We start from the raw sequence: 22216 nt of genomic DNA on the forward strand, positions 1-22216 counted from the left end.
CGAAAAAAGCCCTTCGGCCATTCTTTCGATGGACCTGCGGGGAGGAGAGCTGCCGCTTTCTTGTGGACATGGGGCGGTCGCCCTGAACACGAACCGCGTGCCGTCCCTGGATCGGTGACGGGTGCTCATGGGATTGACGCGGGAGCCGCCACAGGCCCTAAACCCTTCCAACGTCCTCCCGACGGGTGGGAGGTGGCGGAGCGGGGCTGTCCGGTCGTCGGTCCTTCAAACGCATTGAGAGATCAAAGCCGCTTGGAAACACCGCGATGACTGATCACGCCGCTTTCGTCGTGCTGCCCGACATGCTGACCCAGGCTTGGGACCCGTGGTTGGATCCGCGCGAGATCGAGACCGAGGCGCCCACCGGCCCCGGAGCGTATCTCCTCGCCCTCCGGCTGGTGTCGGCCACGGCGCTGCCGCCGCGCCTTTCGCGCCCGGACCTGACGGCCCTGACGCCGGGATGGTATCTGTATGCTGGCAGCGCGCGCGGCCCCGGCGGCCTGCGGGCCCGCGTCCGCCGCCATGCCCGCGCGAACAAGGCCAGACGCTGGCATGTGGATTGGCTCACATGCACGGCGGATGTGCTTCAGGGTGTGTTTGTCCAACCGGGAGGTCACGAATGCGCCCTGATCGCAGAGGCCCGCGCCCGCCTCGCCGTTGCCGTCCCGGTGCCCGGCTTCGGCGCGAGCGACTGCCGACGCTGCCCGGCACATCTGGTGGAGTTTGATGACGCGGAAATTTAACCGCGCCGGAATTTGGGGCTTGCGCTGGCATGCCCGATCCGGTCAAGTCGGGTCCCCCGCGTGGCCGGCGCCCTTTAACCGGTCTCGGAAAGCAAACACAACGCGGGGCCTGATGTTGCGTGTTCGGTTGCGCGTCCCATGTCTGCTCGGCGTCCCCATGGCATGCCGTTGAACACAGGAGGCTTGAGAATGGTTCGGACACACGGCATCAGCCGGCGCGCCCTGACGGGTATCGCGGGTCTGCTCGCCCTAGCAACAACGGCCGGAAGCCTGAGCCCCGCCGCCGTCTCGGCGCAGGAGCCGGTGCGCATCGGCGAGATCAACAGCTACTCCCGCCTTCCCTCCTTCACCGAGCCGTACCGCATGGGCTGGACCCTGGCGCTGGAGGAGGTCAACGCCGCCGGTGGCGTGCTGGGCCGACCGCTGGAGGTCTTCGACCGCGACGACGGCGGCCATCCGGGCGATGCCGTGACCGCCGCCAATGAACTGGTCAGCGCCGAGGGCGTGGACCTGTTGATGGGCACGTTCTTCTCACACGTCGGCCTCGCGGTTTCCGATTTCGCCCACCAGCGCGGTGTGTTCTTCCTGGCCGCCGAGCCCCTGACCGACGCCATCGTCTGGGAGAAGGGTAACGCGGTCACCTTCCGGCTGAGGCCCAGCACCTCCATGCAGGCCAAGATGCTGGCGGAGGAGGCGGCGAAGCTCGACGCCACGCGCTGGGCGGCCATCGCGCCCAACTACGAGTACGGCACCGCCGCCGTGGCCGCGTTCAAGGAGGCCATGGCCACGCTGCGCCCGGACATCGAATGGGTGGAGGAGCAATGGCCGCCCCTGGGCAAGATCGACGCCGGTGCCACGGTCCAGGCGCTCGCCCGGGCGGAGCCGGATGCCATCTTCAACGTCACCTTCGGTCCCGACCTCACCAAGTTCGTTCGCGAGGGCAACACGCGCGACCTGTTCGAGGGCCGCGACGTGGTCAGCCTCATCACCGGCGAGCCGGAGTACCTGGACACCTTGGGTGTGGAGACGCCGGACGGCTGGATCGTCACCGGCTATCCCTGGCCGTCCATCGACACGCCCGAGCATACGGCGTTCCTGGACGCCTACCAGACCCGATGGGACGACTATCCCCGCCTGGGCTCGGTGGTCGGCTACGCGGCGTTGAAGGCGGCGGCGGCCATCGTGGAAAAGGCCGGCTCGACCGAGACCGAGGCCCTGATCGCGGCCGCCAAGGGCATTGAGGTCGCCACGCCATTCGGCCCCATCACCTTCCGTGCCGCCGACCATCAGTCCACCATGGGCGCGTATGTCGGCCGCACCGCGCTGCGCGACGGCAAGGGTGTGATGGTTGATTTCCGCTATGTGGACGGCGCCAACGTGCTGCCCTCCGAGGAGGAGGCCAAGGCCCTGCGGCCGGAATAGACACCGCCGCGCGGACGGAGGGGCTGGCCGCATGGACTTCCTCGTCATCCAGGCCCTGACCGGGCTGGCCAGCGCGTCCTCTCTGTTCCTGCTGGCCAGCGGGCTGTCGATCATCTTCGGCGTCACGCGGATCGTGAACTTCGCCCACGGCTCGTTTTACATGCTGGGGGCCTATGTGGCGTGGACCCTGACGACGGCGTGGAGCGGGCCGCTCGGCTTCTGGGGCGGCGTGCTGGCCGCCGCCGCCGTGGTCGCGGTGCTCGGCGCCCTGGTTGAGATCGTTGTGCTGCGCCGCATTTACAGCGCGCCGGAGCTCTTTCCGCTTCTGGCGACGTTCGGCTTGGCGCTGATCGCCGAGGACGCGGTCAAGATGATCTGGGGGCCTCAGGACCTGCTGGGGCCGCGCGCGCCCGGACTGGAGGGCGCGGTCTCGATCCTGGGGCACCCGTTCCCGGCCTATGATCTGGTGCTGATCGCCCTGGGACCGCTGGTGTTGGGGCTGCTGTGGCTGGGCCTGCGGCACACTCGCTGGGGCGTGCTGATCCGAGCCGCCACCGAGGATCGGACCATGGTCGCCGCGCTGGGCGTCGATCAGGCGCGCCTGTTCACCGGCGTTTTCACCCTGGGCGTGTTCCTGGCGGCGCTGGGCGGAGCGCTCCAGATTCCCCGCGAGGCCGTGCATCACGCCCTGGACATGCAGGTGATCGTCGAGGCCTTTGTGATCGTGGTCATCGGCGGCCTGGGGAGCGTGCCCGGTGCCTTCCTGGCCTCGCTGCTGGTGGCCGAGTTGAATGCCTTCGGCATTCTTCTGTTCCCGCAGATCAGCATGGTACTGCTGTTCCTGGTCATGGCGGTGGTGCTGGTCATCCGCCCCCACGGGCTGCTCGGCCGCGCGGAAAGCGAGGTTCGCGCCGGCCTGGACGTGGCCCATGCGCCCTGGCGCCCGATGGACCGACGCGGCCTTACGGTGGCGGCCGCGCTGACCGCCACCCTGGCCGCGCTGCCCCTGGTGGCGGGGCCGTATACCCTGTCGGTGATGACCGAAATTCTCATTCTCGCCGTGTTCGCCGCCAGCCTGCACCTGATGATGGGCGTCGGCGGCATGGTCTCCTTCGGCCACGCCGCCTTTTTCGGCCTGGGAGCCTACGGCGTGGCCCTGCTGGTCCGGTACGCCAACGTGGCGACGGAATGGGGGCTGCTGACCGGGCCGGCCCTGGCTCTGGCCGGGGCCGCCATGTTCGGCTGGTTCTGCGTGCGCCTGTCTGGCGTCTATCTGGCCATGCTCACCCTGGCGTTCGCCCAGATTCTCTGGTCGATCGTGTTCCAGTGGACGGAGGTGACGGGCGGCGACAACGGCATTCTCGGCGTCTGGCCGAGCCGCTGGGCGACCGATCCTGCCGTGCACTATCTGATGACGCTGACCCTGTGCGCAGCGGCCATCGCGGCGATCCGACATCTGGTGTTCTCGCCCCTGGGTCAGTCGATCCGGGCCTGCCGGGACAGCCCGCGCCGGGCGGACGCCATTGGCCTTGATCGCCGGGGCCTGCAATGGCTGTGCTTCGTCCTGGCGGGCGGCTTCGCCGGGCTGGCGGGAGCGTTGTATGCCGGCCTCAAGGGCAGCGTCTTCCCCGATGTTCTCGGCATTCCGCTGTCCGTGGACGGGCTGGTGATGGTCCTGCTCGGCGGTCTCGGCACCCTGACGGGGCCGCTCGTGGGCGCCGGCGTGTTCAAGGCACTGGCCATCCACGTCAGCAGCGCCACCGACCTGTGGAAGCTGATCCTGGGCACGGTGATCGTGGTGCTCGTGCTGGCGTTCCCGGAGGGCCTTGCCGGACTCTGGCGGCGCCGGGTGGCGCCCCTGTTCGACCGGTCGCGCACGACGGCGGAGGGAGAGGCCGATGACCGCGCCCGCCCTTGAGGCCATGGACCTCTGCAAGGCCTTCGGCGGTGTGCGCGCCGTCGATGACGTCGGCGTCCGGATCGGTGCGGGAGAGATCGTCGCCCTGATCGGTCCCAACGGCGCCGGCAAGACCACCCTGTTCAACATGCTGGGTGGACAACTGCGGCCCGACGCCGGGCGCATCACCCTGTTCGGCCGCGATGTCACGGGACTGCCGCCGCGCCGGCTGTGGCGTCTGGGTGTGGGGCGAACATTCCAGATTACCGCCACCTTCACCTCGATGACGCTGCGCCAGAACGTCCAGGCCGCGCTGATCTCCCATCACCGGCGGGCGTGGTCGCCCTGGACCCGGGCCGAGCGGCTGTACCGCGAGGAGGCCGACGGCCTGCTGTCGCTGGTGGGCATGGCGGACCTCGCCGAACGGGCCGTGGCGGGCCTCGCCTATGGCGACCTGAAGCGGCTCGATCTTGCCATCGCCTTGGCGCACGATCCCCGTGTGCTGCTGATGGACGAGCCCACCGCCGGCATGGCCCCGGGCGAACGCGCCCACTTGATGGATTTGACGGTCTCGGTGAGCCGCTCACGCGGGGTGGCCGTAGTCTTCACAGAACACGACATGGAGGTGGTGTTCGGCCATGCCGAGCGCGTCTTAGTGATGGACCGAGGGCGACTGGTGGCGGAGGGGCCTCCGGCGGCGATCCGGGCGGATGCGCGCGTACGCGCGATCTATCTGGGCGAAACGGGGGCGGACGCGGAGGCTTCGACGTGACCGATCTGCTTGAAGCGCAGCGCCTGAGCGTCTGGTACGGACGCGCCCGGGTGCTGTTCGACATCGACCTGCGCGTCGGCCCGGGCGAGGTGGTCGCGTTGCTGGGCCGCAACGGCGCCGGCAAAAGCACGACGCTCGCCGCCTTGATGGGTCTGATGTCCCGGGTGAGCGGCGACGTCCGCCTGAACGGCGAATCGATCTCTGGCTTGCCGACCCACCGTATCGCGCGCCTGGGGATGGGATATGTGCCGGAGGACCGCCGTGTTTTCGCGGACCTGACGGTGGACGAGAACCTGGCGGTCGGCCGCCGGCCACCCCGCCCGGGGGTGCCGCACTGGACGCCCGACATGCTGTTCGCGCTGTTCCCGAATCTGGCCGAGTTGCGGCGTCGGCGCGCCGGCCAGATGTCCGGGGGCGAACAACAGATGCTGACCATCGCCCGCACCCTGATGGGCAACCCGGCGCTTGTCCTGCTGGACGAACCGTCTGAGGGGTTGGCCCCGCGCATCGTCGATCAGATGGCCGAGGCGCTGGGCGCCATGAAAACCCAGGGACTCGCCCTTCTGCTGTCGGAGCAAAACAGCCGCTTCGCCCGATCCCTGACGGATCGGGTGACCGTGATCGATCGCGGCCGGGTGCGCTTCCACGGCACAATGGCGGAGCTTGACAGCCGGAGTGACATCCGGGATAGCGCGCTTTGCGTGTGACGTTTCCGGGACTTGTTGATCCACATGTGATCTTTCGGGAACGTAGCGCGGCGGACAAGCACATCATATACAATTACCTATGAATTGTATAAACAAAAGGACGCAATTTTTGCCCGGCCTTCTGGTTCCTTTCGGTTGTTATGCTGCTATAGTGTGACCGCCCGATGGCGCGGACCCGATTTCCGCCCCGGGCCAACGAACAGCAATGGGGCGGACTTATTCAGCGGCAGCACAGGGCGAATGGGGCAGATGTTCATTCTGGACGAACAGCTCGGGTTCCAGTTGCGCAAGGCGTACCAGCGCTATCTCAGCCTCTTTGCGGAGCACATCAAGGAAGAGCTGACGCCGATGCAATTCGCCGTGTTGGCGCGGCTCGAGGAAGTCGGACCGACCTCCCAAAATCAGCTCGGCCGCCTGACGGCCATGGATGTCGCGACCGTCAAGGGAGTGGTCGGACGCCTGGAGACCCGGAGCCTGATCCAGAGAGCGGCTTCACCCGAGGACCGCCGCAAGCTGCTCATCACCCTGACCGGCGACGGGCATACCATGCTGCAACGCGCCAAGACGCAGGCGCCCCGGGTGACCGCCCAGGCCCTCGCGCCCCTATCCGCCGAGGAGCGCGAGACCCTCCGCAGGCTGCTGCAGCGGATCACCTGATCGGGACACCGCGCCCCCACCCCATTGCTCCGCCGCGCCCGCTGCGATAGAACGGGCGCCATCCGAACCGGATGCCCGTGGTCCGGCCCGTGCCTGTGGCGCGGCGCCGCCGTTTGTGTCCGCGCAACATCCAGCCCCTCCCGGAGGAGCCCATGGCCGCCTACCAGTACGTCTACGTCATGAAGAACCTGTCCAAGATCTACCCGGGGGGGCGGGAGATCCTGAAAGGCCTGACGCTGTCGTTCCTGCCAGGCGCCAAGATCGGCGTGCTCGGGCCGAACGGCGCCGGCAAGTCCACGGTGCTGCGCATCATGGCGGGCGAGGATCACGACATCGGTGGTGAGGCCTGGGCCGCCGACGGCGTGCGCGTCGGCTATCTGGCGCAGGAACCGCATCTGGACGAGTCCAAGGACGTCATGGGCAACGTCATGGACGGCGTCGGCGAGATCAAGGCGCTGATGGACCGGTTCGAGGAGGTTTCGGCCAAGTTCGGCGAGGTCACCGACGACGACGAGATGAACGCGCTGATGGCCGAGCAGGGCGACCTTCAGGAGAAGATCGACGCCGCCGACGGCTGGGATATCGAGCGTCACGTCGAAATCGCCATGGACGCGCTGCGGTGCCCGCCCGGCGATGCCGAGGTCTCCAAGCTGTCGGGCGGTGAGAAGCGCCGGGTGGCGTTGTGCCGCCTGCTGCTGTCGCGACCGGACATGCTGCTACTGGACGAGCCCACCAACCACCTGGACGCGGAATCGGTGGCTTGGCTGCAACGCCACCTCGAGGAGTTCCCGGGCACCGTGGTGGCCGTGACCCACGACCGCTATTTCCTCGACCAGGTCACGGGGTGGATCCTGGAAGTCGACCGCGGGCGCGGTATACCCTACGAGGGCAACTACTCCACCTACCTGGAACAGAAGGCCAAGCGCCTGGAACAGGAAGCCCGTGAGGAGAAATCCCGCCAGCGCGCCATCAACCAGGAACTGGAGTGGATCCGCTCCTCGCCCAAGGCCCGCCAGACCAAGAGCAAGGCGCGTATCACGGCGTTCGACGAGTTGGTCAGCCGCGCCGCCGACCGGGGGCCGGACCAACTCTCCATCTCTATCCCGCCGGGCGAGCGGCTGGGCAACCGGGTGATCGAGGCCGAGGGCCTGACCAAGGGCTTTGGCGAACGGCTGCTGATCGAGGGGCTGGACTTCAAGCTGCCGCCAGGCGGCATCGTCGGCGTCATCGGCCCCAACGGCGCCGGCAAGACCACCCTGTTCCGCATGATCACCGGCCAGGACACCCCGGATGCCGGCACCCTGAGTATTGGTGACTCGGTCAAGCTCGGCTACGTGGACCAAAGCCGCGATAGCCTGGACGCCAAGAAGACCGTCTGGGAGGAGATCTCCGACGGCCTGGATGAAATCGACCTGGGCAAGCGCAAGATCCCGTCGCGCGCCTATGTCGGCCAGTTCAACTTCAAGGGTCCGGACCAGCAGAAGAAAGTCGGTCAGCTCTCCGGCGGTGAGCGCAACCGCGTCCACCTCGCCAAGATGCTGAAAAGCCACGCCAACGTCCTGCTGCTCGACGAACCGACCAACGACCTGGACGTGGAAACCCTGCGCGCGCTGGAAGAAGCGCTGCTGGAGTTTCCCGGCTGCGCCGTGGTCATCTCGCACGACCGCTACTTCCTCGACCGCATCGCCACCCATATCCTCGCGTTCGAGGGCGACAGCCACGTCGAATGGTTCGAGGGGAACTTCGAATCCTACGAAGAGGACAAGAAGCGCCGCCTGGGCGCCGACGCCGCCGAGCCGCATCGCATCAAATACAAGCCCATCACGCGCTAGACGGGGCGCCGCCCCACCCTTCCCGCGCGCGGACGTCGGCGTTATCCTGTCGTGGCGACGAGGGAGAACGAGGCGATGTCCAGCGCGAGCGCGAACGGCAGCGGAACCGAGCCCGATGCGGCGGAGCAGGACGCGGCGCACACCGCCATCACGCCCTGCTCTGGGGCGGGTCCCAGCCAAGACGAGACCCTCCAGCTTCTCGATGGTCTGGCGGACGCGGTTTTCATCCATGACCTTCAGGGCCGCCTTTGCGCCTTCAACGATACGGCGTGCACGTCGCTCGGCTATGACCGTGCCGAACTCGCCGGAATGTCGGTCGCGGACTTCGAAACCACGGTCTCGGCCGAGCAGATCAGCGCCGGGTGTGAGAAGGCGAAGGCGTCCGGTGTCACCTTGGCCCACAATGGGGTTCACCGCCGCAAGGACGGGACCCTGGTGCCGGTCGAGATGCGCACCCGAGCCATCGTCCGCGACGACCGCGATCTGGTCGTCACCGTCGCACGCGACATTAGCGACCGCCAACAGACCGAGCAGATCCTGCGGGATAGCGAACAGAGACTGCGCGCGCTGATCGAACGCAGTCCATTCGGCATCGCCGTGACACTGGCGGACGGACAGGTTCTGATGGCCAACCAACGGCTGGCCCAGTTGCTGGGACAGGATCTGGCCGCCCTTCAGGCCAAGAACTTCAACTACATCTACGTGGATCCACAGGATAGCGCACGCCTGAAGGAACTGTATGCGGTTCGCGGGCGCGTGATCGAACACGAGGTCAGGCTGCTCACGCGCGCCGACGATAAGATGCGGGAGATACCGCACTGGTTCCAGGTCTCTTGGCAGCCGACCCGTTTCGAGGGACAGGACGCCATCGTCAGTTGGTACCAGGACGTCAATCACCGCCATCAGGTCCGCGAGGAAATGGCCGACCTGCACGCGGAGTTGCAGTACCGCATCGAGGAGCGGACCCGCGAACTGGGCGTGGAGATCACCGAACGCCGCTATGCCGAGGCCGCACTCAAAGAGGCCAACGACTTCCTGGAACAAAAAGTCGAGGAACGCACACAGTATCTGAAGCGCGAGATCGAGCATCGGCGCCGCGCTGAAAAAGATCGCGAAAAAACGGAAATGGAGCTGCTCGACATCATCGAGACGGCTCCCATCGCCGTCGGCATCGCCGACGAGTACGGCCGTTTCCTGTTCTGGAACCCGCTGTTCTTCAAGATCGGTCGCCAGCAGATGGACGGCAACGGCAAGATCAACTTCGGCCTGGACTTCGAGAATCCGGAATTGATGCGGTCGTTGCAGACCCGGGTCGTCGCGGGCGAGGCGGTGGAACATGTCGAGGCCAAGCTGACCAGCGGAGAAACGGACCATCGCTGGGTGCTCATCTCCATGCGCCGCCTGAACTTCGAAGGACAGGCCGCCATCCTGACCTGGGTCTTCGACATCACCGACATGAAAGATCAGGCCCAGGCGCTGGACGAGGCCCGCGAGGCGGCCGAGGCCAGCGCCCGCGCCAAGTCCACGTTCCTCGCCACCATGAGCCACGAAATCCGCACACCGATGAATGGTGTGCTGACCATGGCCGAAATGCTGGCGCAGACCCGTATGGACCCCGATCAACGTCACATGCTGGAGGTGGTCACCGAAAGCGCCAACGCGCTTCTGAACATCATCGACGAGATCCTGGACTTTTCGAAGATCGAAGCCGGACACATTACCCTGGAGGCCGTCAGCGTCTCTCTGACGCAGGTCACGGAGCGGGTGGCCGATCTGGTTGCCCCCAAGGCGGCCTCCAAGGGGCTGGATCTGATCTGCCGCGCCTCCATGGACATGCACGACCATTACTCCGGCGATCCCCATCGGCTGCGCCAGATCCTGGTCAATCTCGCGGGGAATGCCATCAAGTTCACCGAACGCGGCCATGTCAGCATCACGGTGACGCTCGCCGACGGTGACGCCCAGCACCCGGCGGACCTCGAGGCGCCGCATTTGATCCGGTTCGAGGTATCCGACACCGGCATCGGCATGACCGAAGACCAAATGTCCGGGCTGTTCCAGCCGTTCTCGCAGGCCGACAACTCCACCCAACGGCGGTTCGGCGGCACCGGTCTGGGCCTGTCGATTTGCCGCACCCTGGTCGAGTTGATGGACGGCCGGATCGGCGTGGAGAGTGTTGCGGGCAAGGGCTCGACCTTCTGGTTCGAGGTTCCGCTACGCCCCCTCGCCGAACGGCGCGAGTTGAGCCCGCCGCCCATCGACGGCGCCCGGATCATCATTGCCAGCGACAGCCCGTCCGTACGCGAGCATGTCACCGGCATTCTGGAATGGGCCGGGGCCGAGGCCATCTCGGCCCCGGATTCCGACGCCGTCAAGTCCGCCCTGATGTTCGCGCTGGTGCGGGAACGACCGGTGCATGCCATCATTCTCGACCGCCGCGTCGAGGGCGAACCCGGCACCCGCCTGCTTGATGATATCCTGCGGATCGGCGCGCCGTCGCCGCCCCGCGTTCTGGTCGTCGTTCCCAGGGGCAGCAGCGAGACCAGTCGTCTGGCGCAGCGCGATGGCGTATCCGCCGTGCTCGGGTGGCCGCTGCACGGATACGATATCGCGCACACCCTGGCCATTGCCCTGGGGCGGCTGTCGGCAGAGTCCCTCAGCCCCCACCGGCGCCGCCATGCCGACCGTCCCGTCGGCGGCGGAACAGGACGGTACATTGCCCCGGAACGCCCGCTGGCCGAGGTCGAGGAATGCGTCGTTCTGGTGGCCGAGGACAATCCGACCAACCGCACCGTCATTCGCATGTTGCTGGACCGTATTGGCGTGGTCTGCGATCTGACGGAAAACGGCCTTGAAGCCCTCGCCCTGTTCGAAACTCGCTGCTACGGACTGGTGATCACCGACTGCCACATGCCGGAAATGGACGGCTACGAACTGACTGGACACATCCGTCAACTCGAAACCGAAGGCGAGGACAGGCCACGCACTCCCATCATCGCCCTGACCGCCGACGCCATCGCGGGCACGGCCCAGGACTGCCTGGACCGGGGCATGGACGACTACCTGACCAAGCCGGTGGTGGTCGCCGACCTGGAGGCGGTCATCCGCCGGTGGCTGCCGCGGGCCCTGGAGATCCGTCGCGCCACGCCGGTGGGACTGCTGACGCCCGACGCCTTGTCGCCGCCACGTGGTGAGACCAAGGCGGACGCGACGCCGTCGCCCCAGCCGCCCCCCAACGTCGAGGACAACGCTCCCACTGCTCCAACCGCCGAGGACAAGGCCGCCGCCGCCCTCGCCGGCACCATCGCGCCGGAGGAGGCGCCGGTGCTCGATCCCTCCTACATGTTGGACCTGGTCGGGGGGGACATGACCATGCTCCAGGGCCTGTTGGAGGAGTTCCTCGTCTGCACGAAGGTGGACCTGGACGAGACCCTGGCCGCCCTGAACGAGGGCCGCCACGACGCCGCCCGCAAGGCCGCGCACACGGTCTCCGGCGCCTCCCGCTCAGCCGGGGCATTGCGCTTGGGCGCCCTGAGCAAGCAGATCGAACAGGCTCTGTTCCACGGCGACACCGAAACACCGAAGACCTTGCAGGATCAGCTCATACCCGCCTTTGAGGAGGCCGAGGCCGCGATCCGCGCCCTGGATGGGTAGACGCGGGCCGTTGCGTCATTCCGCCCGTCGACTCGGTTCACCATCGCTTCGGGCACGATCAACCCGACCCTCTGCGGAGAGGGCCCCGGGGCCGTCTCCATGTCGCCGTGCCCGCTCTTCTATGCCCTGTCCGCCGCCCCCGCATGCCGGCACGCGGGCTCGTACGGGGCCAGCGCGCCCTTGTCCAGGCGCAGGCTCCGCGTGGCCATCTTGCGGCGGAAATGGGCGTCGTGCGAGACGATCACCATGGCCAGGGGAAGCCCGCACAGGATCTCGACCATGCGCGCGGTGGTTTCCTCGTCCAGCGCGTTGCTGGGCTCGTCGAGCAGCAGCACGTCCGGGTCCATGGCCAGAACACAGGCCAGCGAGACCAGCCGCTTTTCACCGCCGGAGAGTTTGTGCGTCACCCGGTCGCGGAAGTCCGACAGACCCAGGTCGCCCAGCACCCGATCCACCACGGCCAAGGCCTCGGCGCGGCTCCGGCCCAGGTTCAGCGGCCCGAAGGCCACGTCCTCGGCCACCGTGGGGCAGAACAACTGGTCGTCCGGGTCCTGGAAGACATAGCCGGCGCGGCGCCGGACCTCGTGGAAGTCCGCCTCCTCGCGCCGCTCGGCGCCGAAGGCCACGACCCGGCCCGCCTGGGGACGCAGCAGCCCGACCAGAACCTGCATCAGCGTGCTCTTGCCGGCGCCGTTGGGGCCGGTGATGGCCAGCCGCTCACCGGCCGCAAGAGTCATCGACGCCCCGCTCAGAACCGGGGGACGTCGAGGGTAGGCGAAAACCAGGTCAGAGACCTCAAACAAAACCGGCATGCCAGACGTCCAGGATCAGAAGAAGGGTGAGCGCGGTCGCGGTCCCAACGCCGAACAGCGCGTCCCGCCGAGCGTACCGCAGATCGTCCAGCAGCGGCAGACGCCCGGTGAAGCCCCGGCACTTCATGGCCTGGAGGATGCGCTCGGACCGTTCCAGCGCGCGAACCAGCAGCATGCCGATGAGGTAGCCAAATGTGCGGAAGGTATGACCGTTGGTGCGTGGGCGGAAGCCGCGCGCCTTCATGGCGCGGCGCAGGCGGCGGTATTCGTCGTCCATGACGGCGATGTAGCGCACCGTGAACAGCAGCAGATGCACCAGGCTCTCCGGCAGGCGCAGGCGAGCCAGGGCGTGGCCCAGCGTGGTGGGTTCCATGGATCCCACCAGCGACAGCAACATCAGCACGATGGCGTTGGCCTTCAGCGCGATGCCGGCGGCGCGTTCCAGCCCGGCCCAGGAGGCTGGCCAGCCGAACAGCGTGAACGCCGGGTCGCCCGGCATGGTGAAGGGCAGCAGCACCAGGATGAAGACGATGAAACCGTCCATCAGGGCCATGCGCTTCAGGGTCGGGCCGGGGGGCAGCCGCGCCGCCAGCAGCGCAGCGCCCGCCAGCGCCAGCGGCGCCAGCAGGACAAGAAGACTCTTCAGCGAGACGGTGACGAGCGCGAAGGCCACGGCGGCCAGAATCCGCGCGCGCGGGTCCACGGCCTGGATCGGGCCGGGCGTGGTGGGGGCCACCGACTGCGCATGACCAAGAGCGTGGCTCATGCGGATACCAGATGAACCGTTGGCATCCGCTGACAGGATGTTCGATCCGGATCGGAGGGCAAGGGCCGGACTCCCTCCCCTGGAGAGGGGAGGGCTGGGGTGGGGTTGACGCGGCAAGCACCGCGGGCGCGAAACCCAACTCGCCCCCCTCCCAACGTCCCGCTGGTGGGGGAAGGAGTCCGGACACGTCGACCGAACAGGATCCTGGCGAACCCCGACCGCGTCATTCCGCTGCTTGACCCCGGGTCTGACGCCGCGCCATCAGGAAAAAGGCCAGCCCGAACAGGCCGATGATATAGCCGATGCCGCCCAGGACGGTCTGCAGGTCGTGCTTTTCCTTGTAGGCGGCGATCTCGCGGCGCAACGGGCGGACCTCGTTCCGCACCGCCTCGGCGATTTGGTCGGTCAGGTCGGCGGGCATCGCTGCCGGGGCGGCGGCTTCCGGCGTTGCGGCGGCGGCGGACGCGGCCGGTTCGGGCCCCGTCCCGGAGTCCGGGGCGGCCGCACCCGCGACCGCCGGAACATCGCTGGCGTCCAGGGTGAACGTGGCCACATGGCCGGCACCCAGGTCCGCCTTGAAGACGTGGGTAACCTGCTGGGTCGGCGTATAGGTGAAATAGCCGTCGGCGTCGGTGCGGGCTTCTCCCATCTTGGTGCCGTCCTCGTCGAACACCTCGACCAGGGTATCGGCGGCCATGTCACCGTTGGAGAACCCGACTTCGCCTTCGATGACGTCTCCGGCCGGGTAGGCCCCGGCCAAGACCTTGTGCGCGAGGGCCGGGCCGGCACCTATGACCAACAGCATAACGACGGCGCCAGCGAAGGGTACGATGCGTTTCATGGGTCGTAGCCTCCTCAAGCGGGGCGCGCGGACGCGGATGGGGGCGGCGTCAGGGCGTCGAACAGGTCCGGTTTGACGCGGTGGATCAGGGTCACGGCGGCGGCGCAGATCAGGCCCTCGATGACCGCGACCGGCAGGTGCGCGAGCACCACCAGCTTGGCGGCGGCCAGGAACTCGTCACCGGACAGCCACAGCACCAGGGCCACGGTGAGCGCGGTCAGGACGATGGCCAGCGACCCGGCCAGCAGGCCGCTCAGCGCCGCAACGCGGCCGTCGGCGCTGGCCGCGCCGCGCCGGAACAGCAGCCCCACCAGCACCGCCGGCAGGGCGATGTTGACCGTGTTCACCCCCAGCACGGTCACCCCGCCGAAGCCGAAAAACACCGCCTGCAACAACAATCCGACGAATAGCGCGGGAAAGGCGGCCCAGCCGAGCACCAGCCCGGCCAGACCGTTCATGATCAGATGCACGCTGGACGGCCCGATGGGCACATGCACCAGCGCTGCGACGAAGAAAGTCGCGCTCAAAACCCCGGCGGCGGGGATCTTTTCCAGGCTCAGCGAGCGCAGGCCCAGGGCGATGCCGCCGACGGCGACGGCGCTGCCGGCGATCACCACCGGGGCGCTCAGGGCTCCGTCAACAATGTGCAAGGCGATCCCCTCCGTTCGGGTGTGTCGAGCGTGGCGTTACTGCAGGTGGCGTTACTGAAGATCGTAGGCGCGGATCCAGATCACGGCGTCCTGGCTCAGTTCCTTGCCCTCGTGCTCGGTCTCGGGACCCGAACCCAGGGCGGCGAAGCCCCAGAAGCCGGCCTTGGGGATGCCGAAGGTGAATTCGCCGTCGGCGTCGGTGACGGCCACCACGGCACCACCCGGCATGGGGGAGACGGTGGGCTCGGTGGTGCTGTTGGCGTCCATGTCGGGTTCGGCGGCCATGTACTCGATCTCGATCTCGACGCCGGGCACCGGCTCGCCGTTCGACAGCACCACGCCGGAGAAGGTGGAGCCGGCGATCACGTTGGTCGGCTTGTTCAGGGGCACGATCTCGGTCGGCAGACCCTGCGCCTCCATCCAGTCGGTCGGTAGGGTGCCCCGGTTCAGGTAAGCCTTGGTGATCTGCTGGATGTAGATGTCCTCGCTTTCCTCGTAATAGGGGGCGGGGACGGTCACCAGCACGTAGTCGCCGGCGCGCTTGACCGGCACGCTGGCCTCGAACGCGGCGGCGCTGTTGTCGGCGCCCTGGAAGGTGATCGGCGCGACGGTGTCCATCAGGTCCGTCTTCTCACCCCGATGGATCATGTAGAATTCCAGCGGTTCGCCCATGTCCATGACGTGGCCGTTCTCGAACGGATGCCAGAAGATCAGCTTGACCGGCACGTCGCCCGGCCGCTCGATCTGCACCTCTGGGGTGTAGCTGAGCTGGAAGTGGGCGTTGGCCGCCGCCGGGATGGTCAGGGCGGCGGCGGTCAGGGCCGCGAGGGCGGTCTTTTTAACGGTCATGGTGTCTCGTCGCTCCCAATGCGCGCGGCCACGCGGGCGGCCAGCCCGGACGGCGCGGTCAGTGAAAGGACGGTCGGGGGAGTGAGGGCGTTCGGAGGGCCGATCGGGAGCGCCTGTGGAAAGGGGGCAGCCCGCCAGCGTCCCAACGCCAGACGCGCACCCCGGCGTCCGGTGGGTTCCGCGCCGCCCGTGGTCGGGGCGTCGCGGGTCGCTGGCAGGTCTCCTGGCTCGCGGGTTGTCGCCTGACGCTTCGCCTTCCCGAGGCTCTGTCCGCCTCAGTGGCCTGTCGAAGCCGGCTCGCCGCTCACAGTTGCGGGGGCAGCCACGGATTTGGCCCCTGATGGGTACGCCGCACCGTGTTCCCTTTTGTCCCGGGCGCTTGGCGTCCGGGAACCAACGACGGGATCAGAAAGCGACGTTGGGCCTGGGATGTCAAGGGACTTGGTCCGTTGTCCGGGCGGTGCAGTCGTTGCAGACACACCCGCGAACTGCGACATCAACGCAGGGACGTGGGCAAGTTCACGTTTCGCTTCCTGTTTCTGATGGGATGTTGGTCCAAACCAGGAGCGAAGTTGAATTGCACGTGTCGACGGGAATGAACGTATCCAGGCTGACCCATTCCTTTCGGCAGATACCTTCCTGGACCGCCTCGTCTAAGGCGGAGACTAGATTGTTGTTCCATCTATTCTGCCGAAATAGCTGCTGTTGTTCAACTCGCGAGGGCGTTGTCGCTCGAACCTGGAACCCGAATGGTTCCAAGTGGAGAACGGTGACGGATGGGGCGCAGGCCGCGATTTCCCGAAAAAACGACAAGGGAACGGCCTCCACCTGCTCAATCGAATGCGAAGTGTAGACAAGCACCTTCTCGAATTTTCGTTCCTTAATGATCGACAGATCGGCCGCGAGGTGATCGAAGTGAAAAAATACGGCATTCAGATGGGCGTCCAGAGCAGCCAGCCTCCTGGACAAAGCGACGCCGCTTTCTGTCAGCTCTCCCCCAAACAAAGGAAGATCAGCAGGCAGTCCAGCATAATATGTCTCGAACAGGCTGGCACCCAATCCGCTGCCTAATTCTATAACAGCATCGTATGGTCCGGCTTCAAAATAAAAATCCAATATGAATTCAGTTAGAGCAGGGTTTGTATAAAAGGGAATTCTGGCAGGTTGCCCCTCAAGAGATCTCGATGTATTTATCGGAACGCCAGACGGCAGATAACCTGTCGCCGTTACATTGAATTTCGGCCTCCAACTCAAAGCGCTGCAATCTTCTTCAGCTATCAGAACAAACCTTCTTTCCTTTGCTCTGAGCTTGTTAATGCAGCGCACGATGCTGTGCTCTCCCGCTTCAATCAAGTCATTTATATATTGCGCGCGTTCATGCCATGCGCTCTCGTAGAACGTGCGCCAATGTTCTTCTTGACTTCCGCAGGACATAAAACTGCCCCCCTGATTTGCTTTGATGTCCCGTCCCCATCCTGCCGGTTGCGCGCCCGGATCGCGGATCGGCCCGGGTTTCGCTCCAGGGGACCGTCTCGTCGTGTCCGCTTGTGGTCCAGGGTTGTGACGCGTGAAACCGGACGACAGACACAGGAAGCGACGGTGCCCTTTGGATGTCAAGAAACCCGATCCGGGCGGCCCGCGCGACGGCCGGACAGGCCGGCGGCGATCATGCAGAGGACGGCGGCCGTCAGCACGGGGCCGAGTGCTCCTGACCAGGCCCCTCCGGCGGCGGTGACGGCGGCGGCGACCAGCGGCGGCCCCAGGAACTGGCCGATGTTCGAGCCCTGCATGAGCATGCCGTTGGCGGCGCCCAGATGGCGCGGCGACGGCGCCTGGGCCGGCATGGAGGCGAACAGCGCCGCCGGAATGATGCCGCCGACGCCGGAGAACACCAGCACCAGGGCGAACCGCGCCGATTCGGGCAGGATGGGCGAGAACAGCCCCCAGGCGCAGGCGGCCATGACGGCGGCCACGGTCATCATTACGCCCGATGCCGGCAGCCCGCGCCTGAGCAGCCAGCCACCGAGAAGGTTGCCGGACACGTTCATGGAGACCACCAGGGCCGTCAGCCGCGCCGCCGTGTCCGAGGCAACACCAAGGGCGGCGGGCAGGAAGGTAGGCAACCACACCATCACCGCCACCCACTGGAAGGCATAGGCCCCGAAGATCGCGCCCAGCAGCAGCAGGCCAGGGCGGGTCAGGGTCTCGCCCAGCACCCGCCACGACGGCCCGACAGGCGGCGCGTGAACCTTCAGGCCGGCGGTGGCGCGACGCACGGCCACCGCGCCCACCAGGGCCACGGCGGCGATCCCCAGCCACAGGCCGCGCCAGCCCACCGCCTCCAGCGCCCAGGGCGAGATGATCAGAGCCAGCGCCATGCCGGCTGGCATGAACACGCTCCAGATGCTCAGGGCCAGGGCACGGTCATTGGGCGCCGTCGCCGCCAGCAGAAGAGCGGGACTGGCAACACTGACGGCGACGAAGCCCAGGCCCTCGAAGACCCGCCCGGCCAGCAGCCCGGCATAGCCTCCCCCCAGCGTTCCCAGCAGACCGCCCAGCGCCATCGACAGCAGACCCAGGCCGACCAGCCGGCGCCGGCCGATGCGGTCGGCCAGCACGCCGGCCAACAGGCCCAGGGTCATGCCCAGGATGTTGAAGGTGGAGACGATGAAACTCGCCGCGACCATGCCGAGCCCCAGCTCAATCCGCAGCACGTCCAGCGCCGGGGGCACCTTGCCGACATGCAGGGCGGCGATGATGCCCCCCACCAACACCGTCAGGACGACGGACCAGCGGGTGCGGTCAAGGCTCTGAGCAGGGGGCACGGATCGGATGCCTCTCCGGAACGGGATCGGGGACGACCGGCCGCCCGCTTGGGGACTCAGCCCGCGCGGGCCGGGCGTCCGGGCACGCGGCCCAGCATGATGTCAACAAGGCCCATGATCGCATAGGCCACGATCGTCGTTCCGGCCAGCCCCACCCCCCAGATGATGCCGATCAACAGCCAGTCCACCGGCCCGCCGGCATCGGTAAATCCCGAAATGGTCACGTAGGCCATCAGGGCCAGCGCCGCGAATCCACCCAACACCCCGAGCAGTTCCGCGCGCAACAGGCGACGGCTGTGAATCGTGCCCTCTCGCGAGACCACGAACAGAAAGCCCGCCGTACCGGCGACGGCCAGGGCGACCAGCACCCACAGCAGGCTCCCCATCATCTCCACGAACACCGAAATGTAGACGGCAAAATCAAATCCAGCCATGGTTTCGCTCCTTCCGGTCCGTCGTCAGGCTTCGCCGCGCAGCATGGCGATGTAGGTCGGCTTCAGGGCGATGGTCTTCATCACCCAGGTGATCCACAGTTCCTCCAGGGGCGCGATGACGCCGGGGAACGAGGGCGTCAGGTTGTTCTTGTAGTCGAACTCGATGAGCATGGCGCGGCCCATCTGGGTGATCAGCGGGCACGAGGTGTAGCCGTCGTAGACGGCGTCGCTGTCCACACCGGCGATATCGGCGACCAGATGATCGACCGCCACCGGCACCTGCCACTTGACGCTGGCCGCCGTCTTGCCCTTGGGCACGCCGGCGTTATCGCCGACCGCGAAGACGTTGGGATAGCGCGGATGGCGCATGGTGTGCTTGTCCACCTCGATCCAGCCGTCGCGCGCCCAGGCCGATCCATCCTGCCACGGCAGCGGACTGTCGCGCACCACCTGGGCCGCGCGCATCGGCGGAATGACGTTGATGAAGTCGTACTTGATCGTCTGGACGCCATCGGGGGCTTCGAACACGGCTTCCTTGCTGCCCAGGTCGATTTCCCGCAGGACATGGCTATAGCGGACGTCCACGCCGCGATCCTCGAACAGCATGCGGACCTTCTCATGAACGATGGGCACACTGAACAGGTTATCGGTATGCGCGACGTAGATCACCTCGCTATTCGCGCGCGTGCCCTGCTGGCGCAGTCGGTCGTCCATCAGGAAGGTGTACTTCAGCGGCGCGCCGGCGCACTTCATCTCCGTGGCCGGACGCTGGAACACGGCGGTGCCGCCCAGTTCGACGAACCGGGACATCTCGCGCCACGTGGCGTAGGCGGCCTCGGGGCCCAGGTAGTGGCTGCCCAGTCCCTCCTTGCCGATCTGATTGATCTCCATGCCGTCGATGGCGTCGTAGTCCAGGTGGATGCCGGCGGCGACGACGAGATAGTCGTAGGCCACCTCCTTGCCGCTTTCGGTGACCACCTTGCCGGCCTCGGGATCAATCTCCTCGGCGGCCTCCTGGATCCAGTCCACGCCGGCGGGAACGTATTGCTCGGTGCGGGAGATCGGGTAGTCCTGGGGCTTCAGGCCGGCGGCGACCAAGGTATAGCCGGGCTGATACAGGTGGCGCTTGCGGGCGTCGATCAGCGTGATCGTGGCGCCCTTGAGGCGCTTCGACAGACGCGAGGCCGTCGCCAGACCGGCCGCGCCGGCTCCGATGACGACGATCTTCGCCGTGGTCTCTACCGAGACCGGCGTCGCTCCGGCGGGCCGCGCGGCAATGCCGCCCATGCCGGCCAGAACCGACCCGGCGGCGCCCAGTTTCAGCAGGGTGCGGCGGTCCAGCCCCATCCCCGGCGGCATGTTGGTGAACGGTTCCATGGGTCGAGGCCCTCCCTGTACAGTGTCTTATTGGATGCAGCGGCGCGCGGGGAGCGCGACCGTCTTGGCTGTTTGTCCCAATATATATATAAGTAGTTTCTAATGCAAATGCCGTTTCCCGCTCTCGGGGGTTTCGGGCCGGACCGCGCGCGCGTATGGTTGGGCTTTCCGTACTCTGGTTCTAGCGGGGGAAAGGGCGGCCATGGTCGCGATCCTGTTCGTCTGTACCGGCAACATCTGTCGTTCGCCCACCGCCGAGGGCGTGTTCCGCCACAAGGCGCGCGCGGCCGGCCTGGATGGGTCCATCCACATCGATTCGGCCGGCACCACCGCCTATCACGTCGGCGAGCCGCCGGACGAGCGCGCCGCCCAGGCGGCGCGGCGGCGCGGCTATGACCTGGACGGTCAAAGGGCACGCCGGGTGGCGAAGGGCGACTTCGACCGCTTCGACCTTCTGGTAGCCATGGACCGCTCACATTTCAACGCCCTGCGGCGGCTGGCCCCGGACGAGGCCGCGCGTCACCGCGTGGTCATGATGAGCGACTTCGCCAGCCGTCGGGACGGCCCGGGCGACGTGCCCGATCCTTACTACGGCGCCGGGGACGGTTTCGAACGGGTGCTGGACATGCTGGAGGACGCCACCGCAGGCCTGCTGGAACATGTCCGCACCAACTCCGGCACCAGCCAGCCGGCCTGATCCGCAGCCGACCAAAACGTTCCACCCCAAAACTCCGCCACCCAGGCTATGGTATTCACACTTATCGTTTCCCGCCAACCTGGGGAGTTCAACCTCGGCGGCATCTTGACTCGTCATTGCGAACCCTCGTCGCAAGACGAAGGTGAAGCAATCCAGCGCACAGAACGCAAATATCCGCTCTGGATTGCCCCATATATTTTATTTGGGCTTCGCTCCTCGCAATGACGACGGGACGACAACGGGAAGACAAGGTGTGTGAATCAGAGAGGCCAGCCAGGGAGGATCTCGAATGCGCGACTCCGCCCGCACCCTGATCGAGGACGCCACCGGCGCCCATGTTTCGGCCAGCCGCCCCCTGTCCGGCGGCTGTATCGGCGAAGTCTATCACCTGCGGATGAGCAACGACCGGGAACTGGTCGCCAAGGTCGGTGGTCCCGGCAGCGGCCTGGAACTGGAAGGACGCATGCTGCGCCATCTGGGCGAACATGGCGTCCCGGTGCCGGACGTCATGCACGCCGATGACCACCTGCTGCTCATGACCTGCGTGGCGTCCGGCGACAGCCTGGGGCCTCGCGTGCAGGAGCACGCCGCCCACGTCATCGCCGCCCTGCACGACAACGCGGGGCCGGCCTTCGGCTTCGCGTATGACACGGTGATCGGCGGCCTGCACCAGCCCAATCCGTCCGCACCGGCCTGGGTCCCGTTCTTCCGCGACCACCGCCTGCTGTACATGGCCGGCGAGGCCGCCCGGGCGGGGCGTCTGCCCCCGGCCTACCGGCGTCGGCTGGAGGCGCTGGCCGAGCGCCTCGACGAGTACCTGGAGGAACCTGAAGCGCCCAGCCTGCTGCACGGCGACCTGTGGACCGGCAATGTGCTGGCGCATGATGGCCGATTGTCGGGCCTGATCGACCCCGCCATCTACTGGGGGCATCCGGAGATCGAACTGGCCTTCAGCACTCTCTTCGGCACCTTCAACGATGTCTTTTTCAACCGCTATCACGATCTGCGGCCGATCCGCCCCGGCTTTTTCGAGATGCGTCTGGACCTGTACAACCTCTATCCGCTGTTGGTGCATGTGCGCCTGTTCGGCGCCGGTTATCTGGGGGGCATCGACCGAACGCTGCGCCGGCTGGGGTTTTAGGGCAAGTCCCGAGCGATCCGGAACGGATCCAGATGACGTGTTCCTTGAGCATCGAATGATGATGGCGCTGCGGCGCCCCTGCCACAGAGCCCGCAGAACAATTTAAAAGATCCGCCCAGGACTCGGAGCGCACCAGCCTT

At 66.8% G+C, this 22216-nt stretch carries 18 protein-coding genes, 1 pseudogene and 1 riboswitch; of the genes and pseudogenes, 10 read left to right on the forward strand and 9 right to left on the reverse strand.

Annotated features, from left to right (window positions below):
• Positions 1-266 precede the first annotated feature (266 nt).
• The 8 genes from BLS85_RS02795 to BLS85_RS02830 all read left to right on the forward strand — a co-directional run bounded on the left by BLS85_RS02795 (position 267) and on the right by BLS85_RS02830 (position 11684).
• Positions 267-743, forward strand: a complete 477-nt coding sequence (locus BLS85_RS02795) for a DUF123 domain-containing protein (RefSeq protein WP_245699046.1) — start codon at positions 267-269, stop codon at positions 741-743.
• Between the two features lie 189 nt (positions 744-932).
• Complete coding sequence (locus BLS85_RS02800) at positions 933-2165, forward strand: ABC transporter substrate-binding protein (protein ID WP_092781697.1); 1233 nt, start codon at positions 933-935, stop codon at positions 2163-2165.
• A 31-nt stretch (positions 2166-2196) separates the two neighbouring features.
• Positions 2197-4083, forward strand: a complete 1887-nt coding sequence (locus BLS85_RS02805) for an ABC transporter permease (protein ID WP_092781700.1) — start codon at positions 2197-2199, stop codon at positions 4081-4083.
• Positions 4064-4834, forward strand: coding sequence for an ABC transporter ATP-binding protein (locus BLS85_RS02810; RefSeq protein ID WP_092781703.1), 771 nt, complete (start codon positions 4064-4066; stop codon positions 4832-4834). The genes BLS85_RS02805 and BLS85_RS02810 overlap by 20 nt, the downstream gene beginning before the upstream one ends.
• Positions 4831-5541 (forward strand): ABC transporter ATP-binding protein, encoded by a 711-nt coding sequence (locus BLS85_RS02815; protein WP_425438457.1) that lies wholly within the window; start codon positions 4831-4833, stop codon positions 5539-5541. Before BLS85_RS02810 ends, BLS85_RS02815 begins: the two co-directional genes overlap by 4 nt.
• 249 nt (positions 5542-5790) lie before the next feature.
• Entirely contained in the window at positions 5791-6198 is a 408-nt protein-coding gene (locus BLS85_RS02820) for a MarR family winged helix-turn-helix transcriptional regulator (RefSeq protein ID WP_218128251.1), read from the forward strand.
• A 152-nt stretch (positions 6199-6350) separates the two neighbouring features.
• Positions 6351-8030, forward strand: coding sequence for an energy-dependent translational throttle protein EttA (gene ettA / locus BLS85_RS02825; protein ID WP_092781709.1), 1680 nt, complete (start codon positions 6351-6353; stop codon positions 8028-8030).
• Positions 8031-8105: 75 nt separating this feature from the next.
• Positions 8106-11684, forward strand: a complete 3579-nt coding sequence (locus BLS85_RS02830) for a PAS domain S-box protein (protein WP_092781712.1) — start codon at positions 8106-8108, stop codon at positions 11682-11684.
• A gap of 119 nt (positions 11685-11803) precedes the next feature.
• Here the strand turns inward: BLS85_RS02830 and BLS85_RS02835 are convergent.
• The 9 genes and pseudogenes from BLS85_RS02835 to BLS85_RS02875 form a co-directional block, all read right to left on the reverse strand.
• A pseudogene (locus BLS85_RS02835) lies at positions 11804-12424 on the reverse strand (energy-coupling factor ABC transporter ATP-binding protein); the annotation flags it as partial.
• A 55-nt stretch (positions 12425-12479) separates the two neighbouring features.
• A complete protein-coding gene (cbiQ, locus tag BLS85_RS02840; protein WP_092781715.1) occupies positions 12480-13262 on the reverse strand; it encodes a cobalt ECF transporter T component CbiQ in 783 nt (260 codons plus the stop codon).
• A 223-nt stretch (positions 13263-13485) separates the two neighbouring features.
• A complete protein-coding gene (locus BLS85_RS02845; RefSeq protein ID WP_092781718.1) occupies positions 13486-14103 on the reverse strand; it encodes a transthyretin-like family protein in 618 nt (205 codons plus the stop codon).
• Positions 14104-14117: 14 nt separating this feature from the next.
• Complete coding sequence (cbiM, locus tag BLS85_RS02850) at positions 14118-14753, reverse strand: cobalt transporter CbiM (protein ID WP_092781721.1); 636 nt, start codon at positions 14751-14753, stop codon at positions 14118-14120.
• A gap of 51 nt (positions 14754-14804) precedes the next feature.
• Positions 14805-15602 (reverse strand): DUF4198 domain-containing protein, encoded by a 798-nt coding sequence (locus BLS85_RS02855; RefSeq protein ID WP_092781724.1) that lies wholly within the window; start codon positions 15600-15602, stop codon positions 14805-14807.
• Positions 15603-15798: 196 nt separating this feature from the next.
• Positions 15799-16015: riboswitch (cobalamin riboswitch) on the reverse strand.
• A gap of 106 nt (positions 16016-16121) precedes the next feature.
• Positions 16122-17219, reverse strand: a complete 1098-nt coding sequence (locus BLS85_RS18590; RefSeq protein ID WP_143027068.1) for a hypothetical protein — start codon at positions 17217-17219, stop codon at positions 16122-16124.
• A complete protein-coding gene (locus BLS85_RS02865) occupies positions 17216-18427 on the reverse strand; it encodes an MFS transporter (RefSeq protein ID WP_176793297.1) in 1212 nt (403 codons plus the stop codon). Before BLS85_RS02865 ends, BLS85_RS18590 begins: the two co-directional genes overlap by 4 nt.
• Before the next feature lie 56 nt (positions 18428-18483).
• Positions 18484-18861, reverse strand: a complete 378-nt coding sequence (locus BLS85_RS02870) for a DUF5368 domain-containing protein (protein WP_092781734.1) — start codon at positions 18859-18861, stop codon at positions 18484-18486.
• Between the two features lie 24 nt (positions 18862-18885).
• Entirely contained in the window at positions 18886-20238 is a 1353-nt protein-coding gene (locus BLS85_RS02875) for an NAD(P)/FAD-dependent oxidoreductase (protein ID WP_218128253.1), read from the reverse strand.
• Positions 20239-20440: 202 nt separating this feature from the next.
• Here BLS85_RS02875 and BLS85_RS02880 point away from each other — a divergent pair, with 202 nt between their 5' ends.
• Both BLS85_RS02880 and BLS85_RS02885 read left to right on the forward strand, forming a co-directional pair.
• A complete protein-coding gene (locus BLS85_RS02880; protein ID WP_092781737.1) occupies positions 20441-20935 on the forward strand; it encodes a low molecular weight protein-tyrosine-phosphatase in 495 nt (164 codons plus the stop codon).
• Between the two features lie 289 nt (positions 20936-21224).
• Entirely contained in the window at positions 21225-22076 is an 852-nt protein-coding gene (locus tag BLS85_RS02885; protein ID WP_092781740.1) for a fructosamine kinase family protein, read from the forward strand.
• Positions 22077-22216: the final 140 nt, after the last annotated feature.

Source organism: Rhodospira trueperi, assembly GCF_900101965.1.
Taxonomy (GTDB): Bacteria; Pseudomonadota; Alphaproteobacteria; order Rhodospirillales; family Rhodospirillaceae; genus Rhodospira; species Rhodospira trueperi.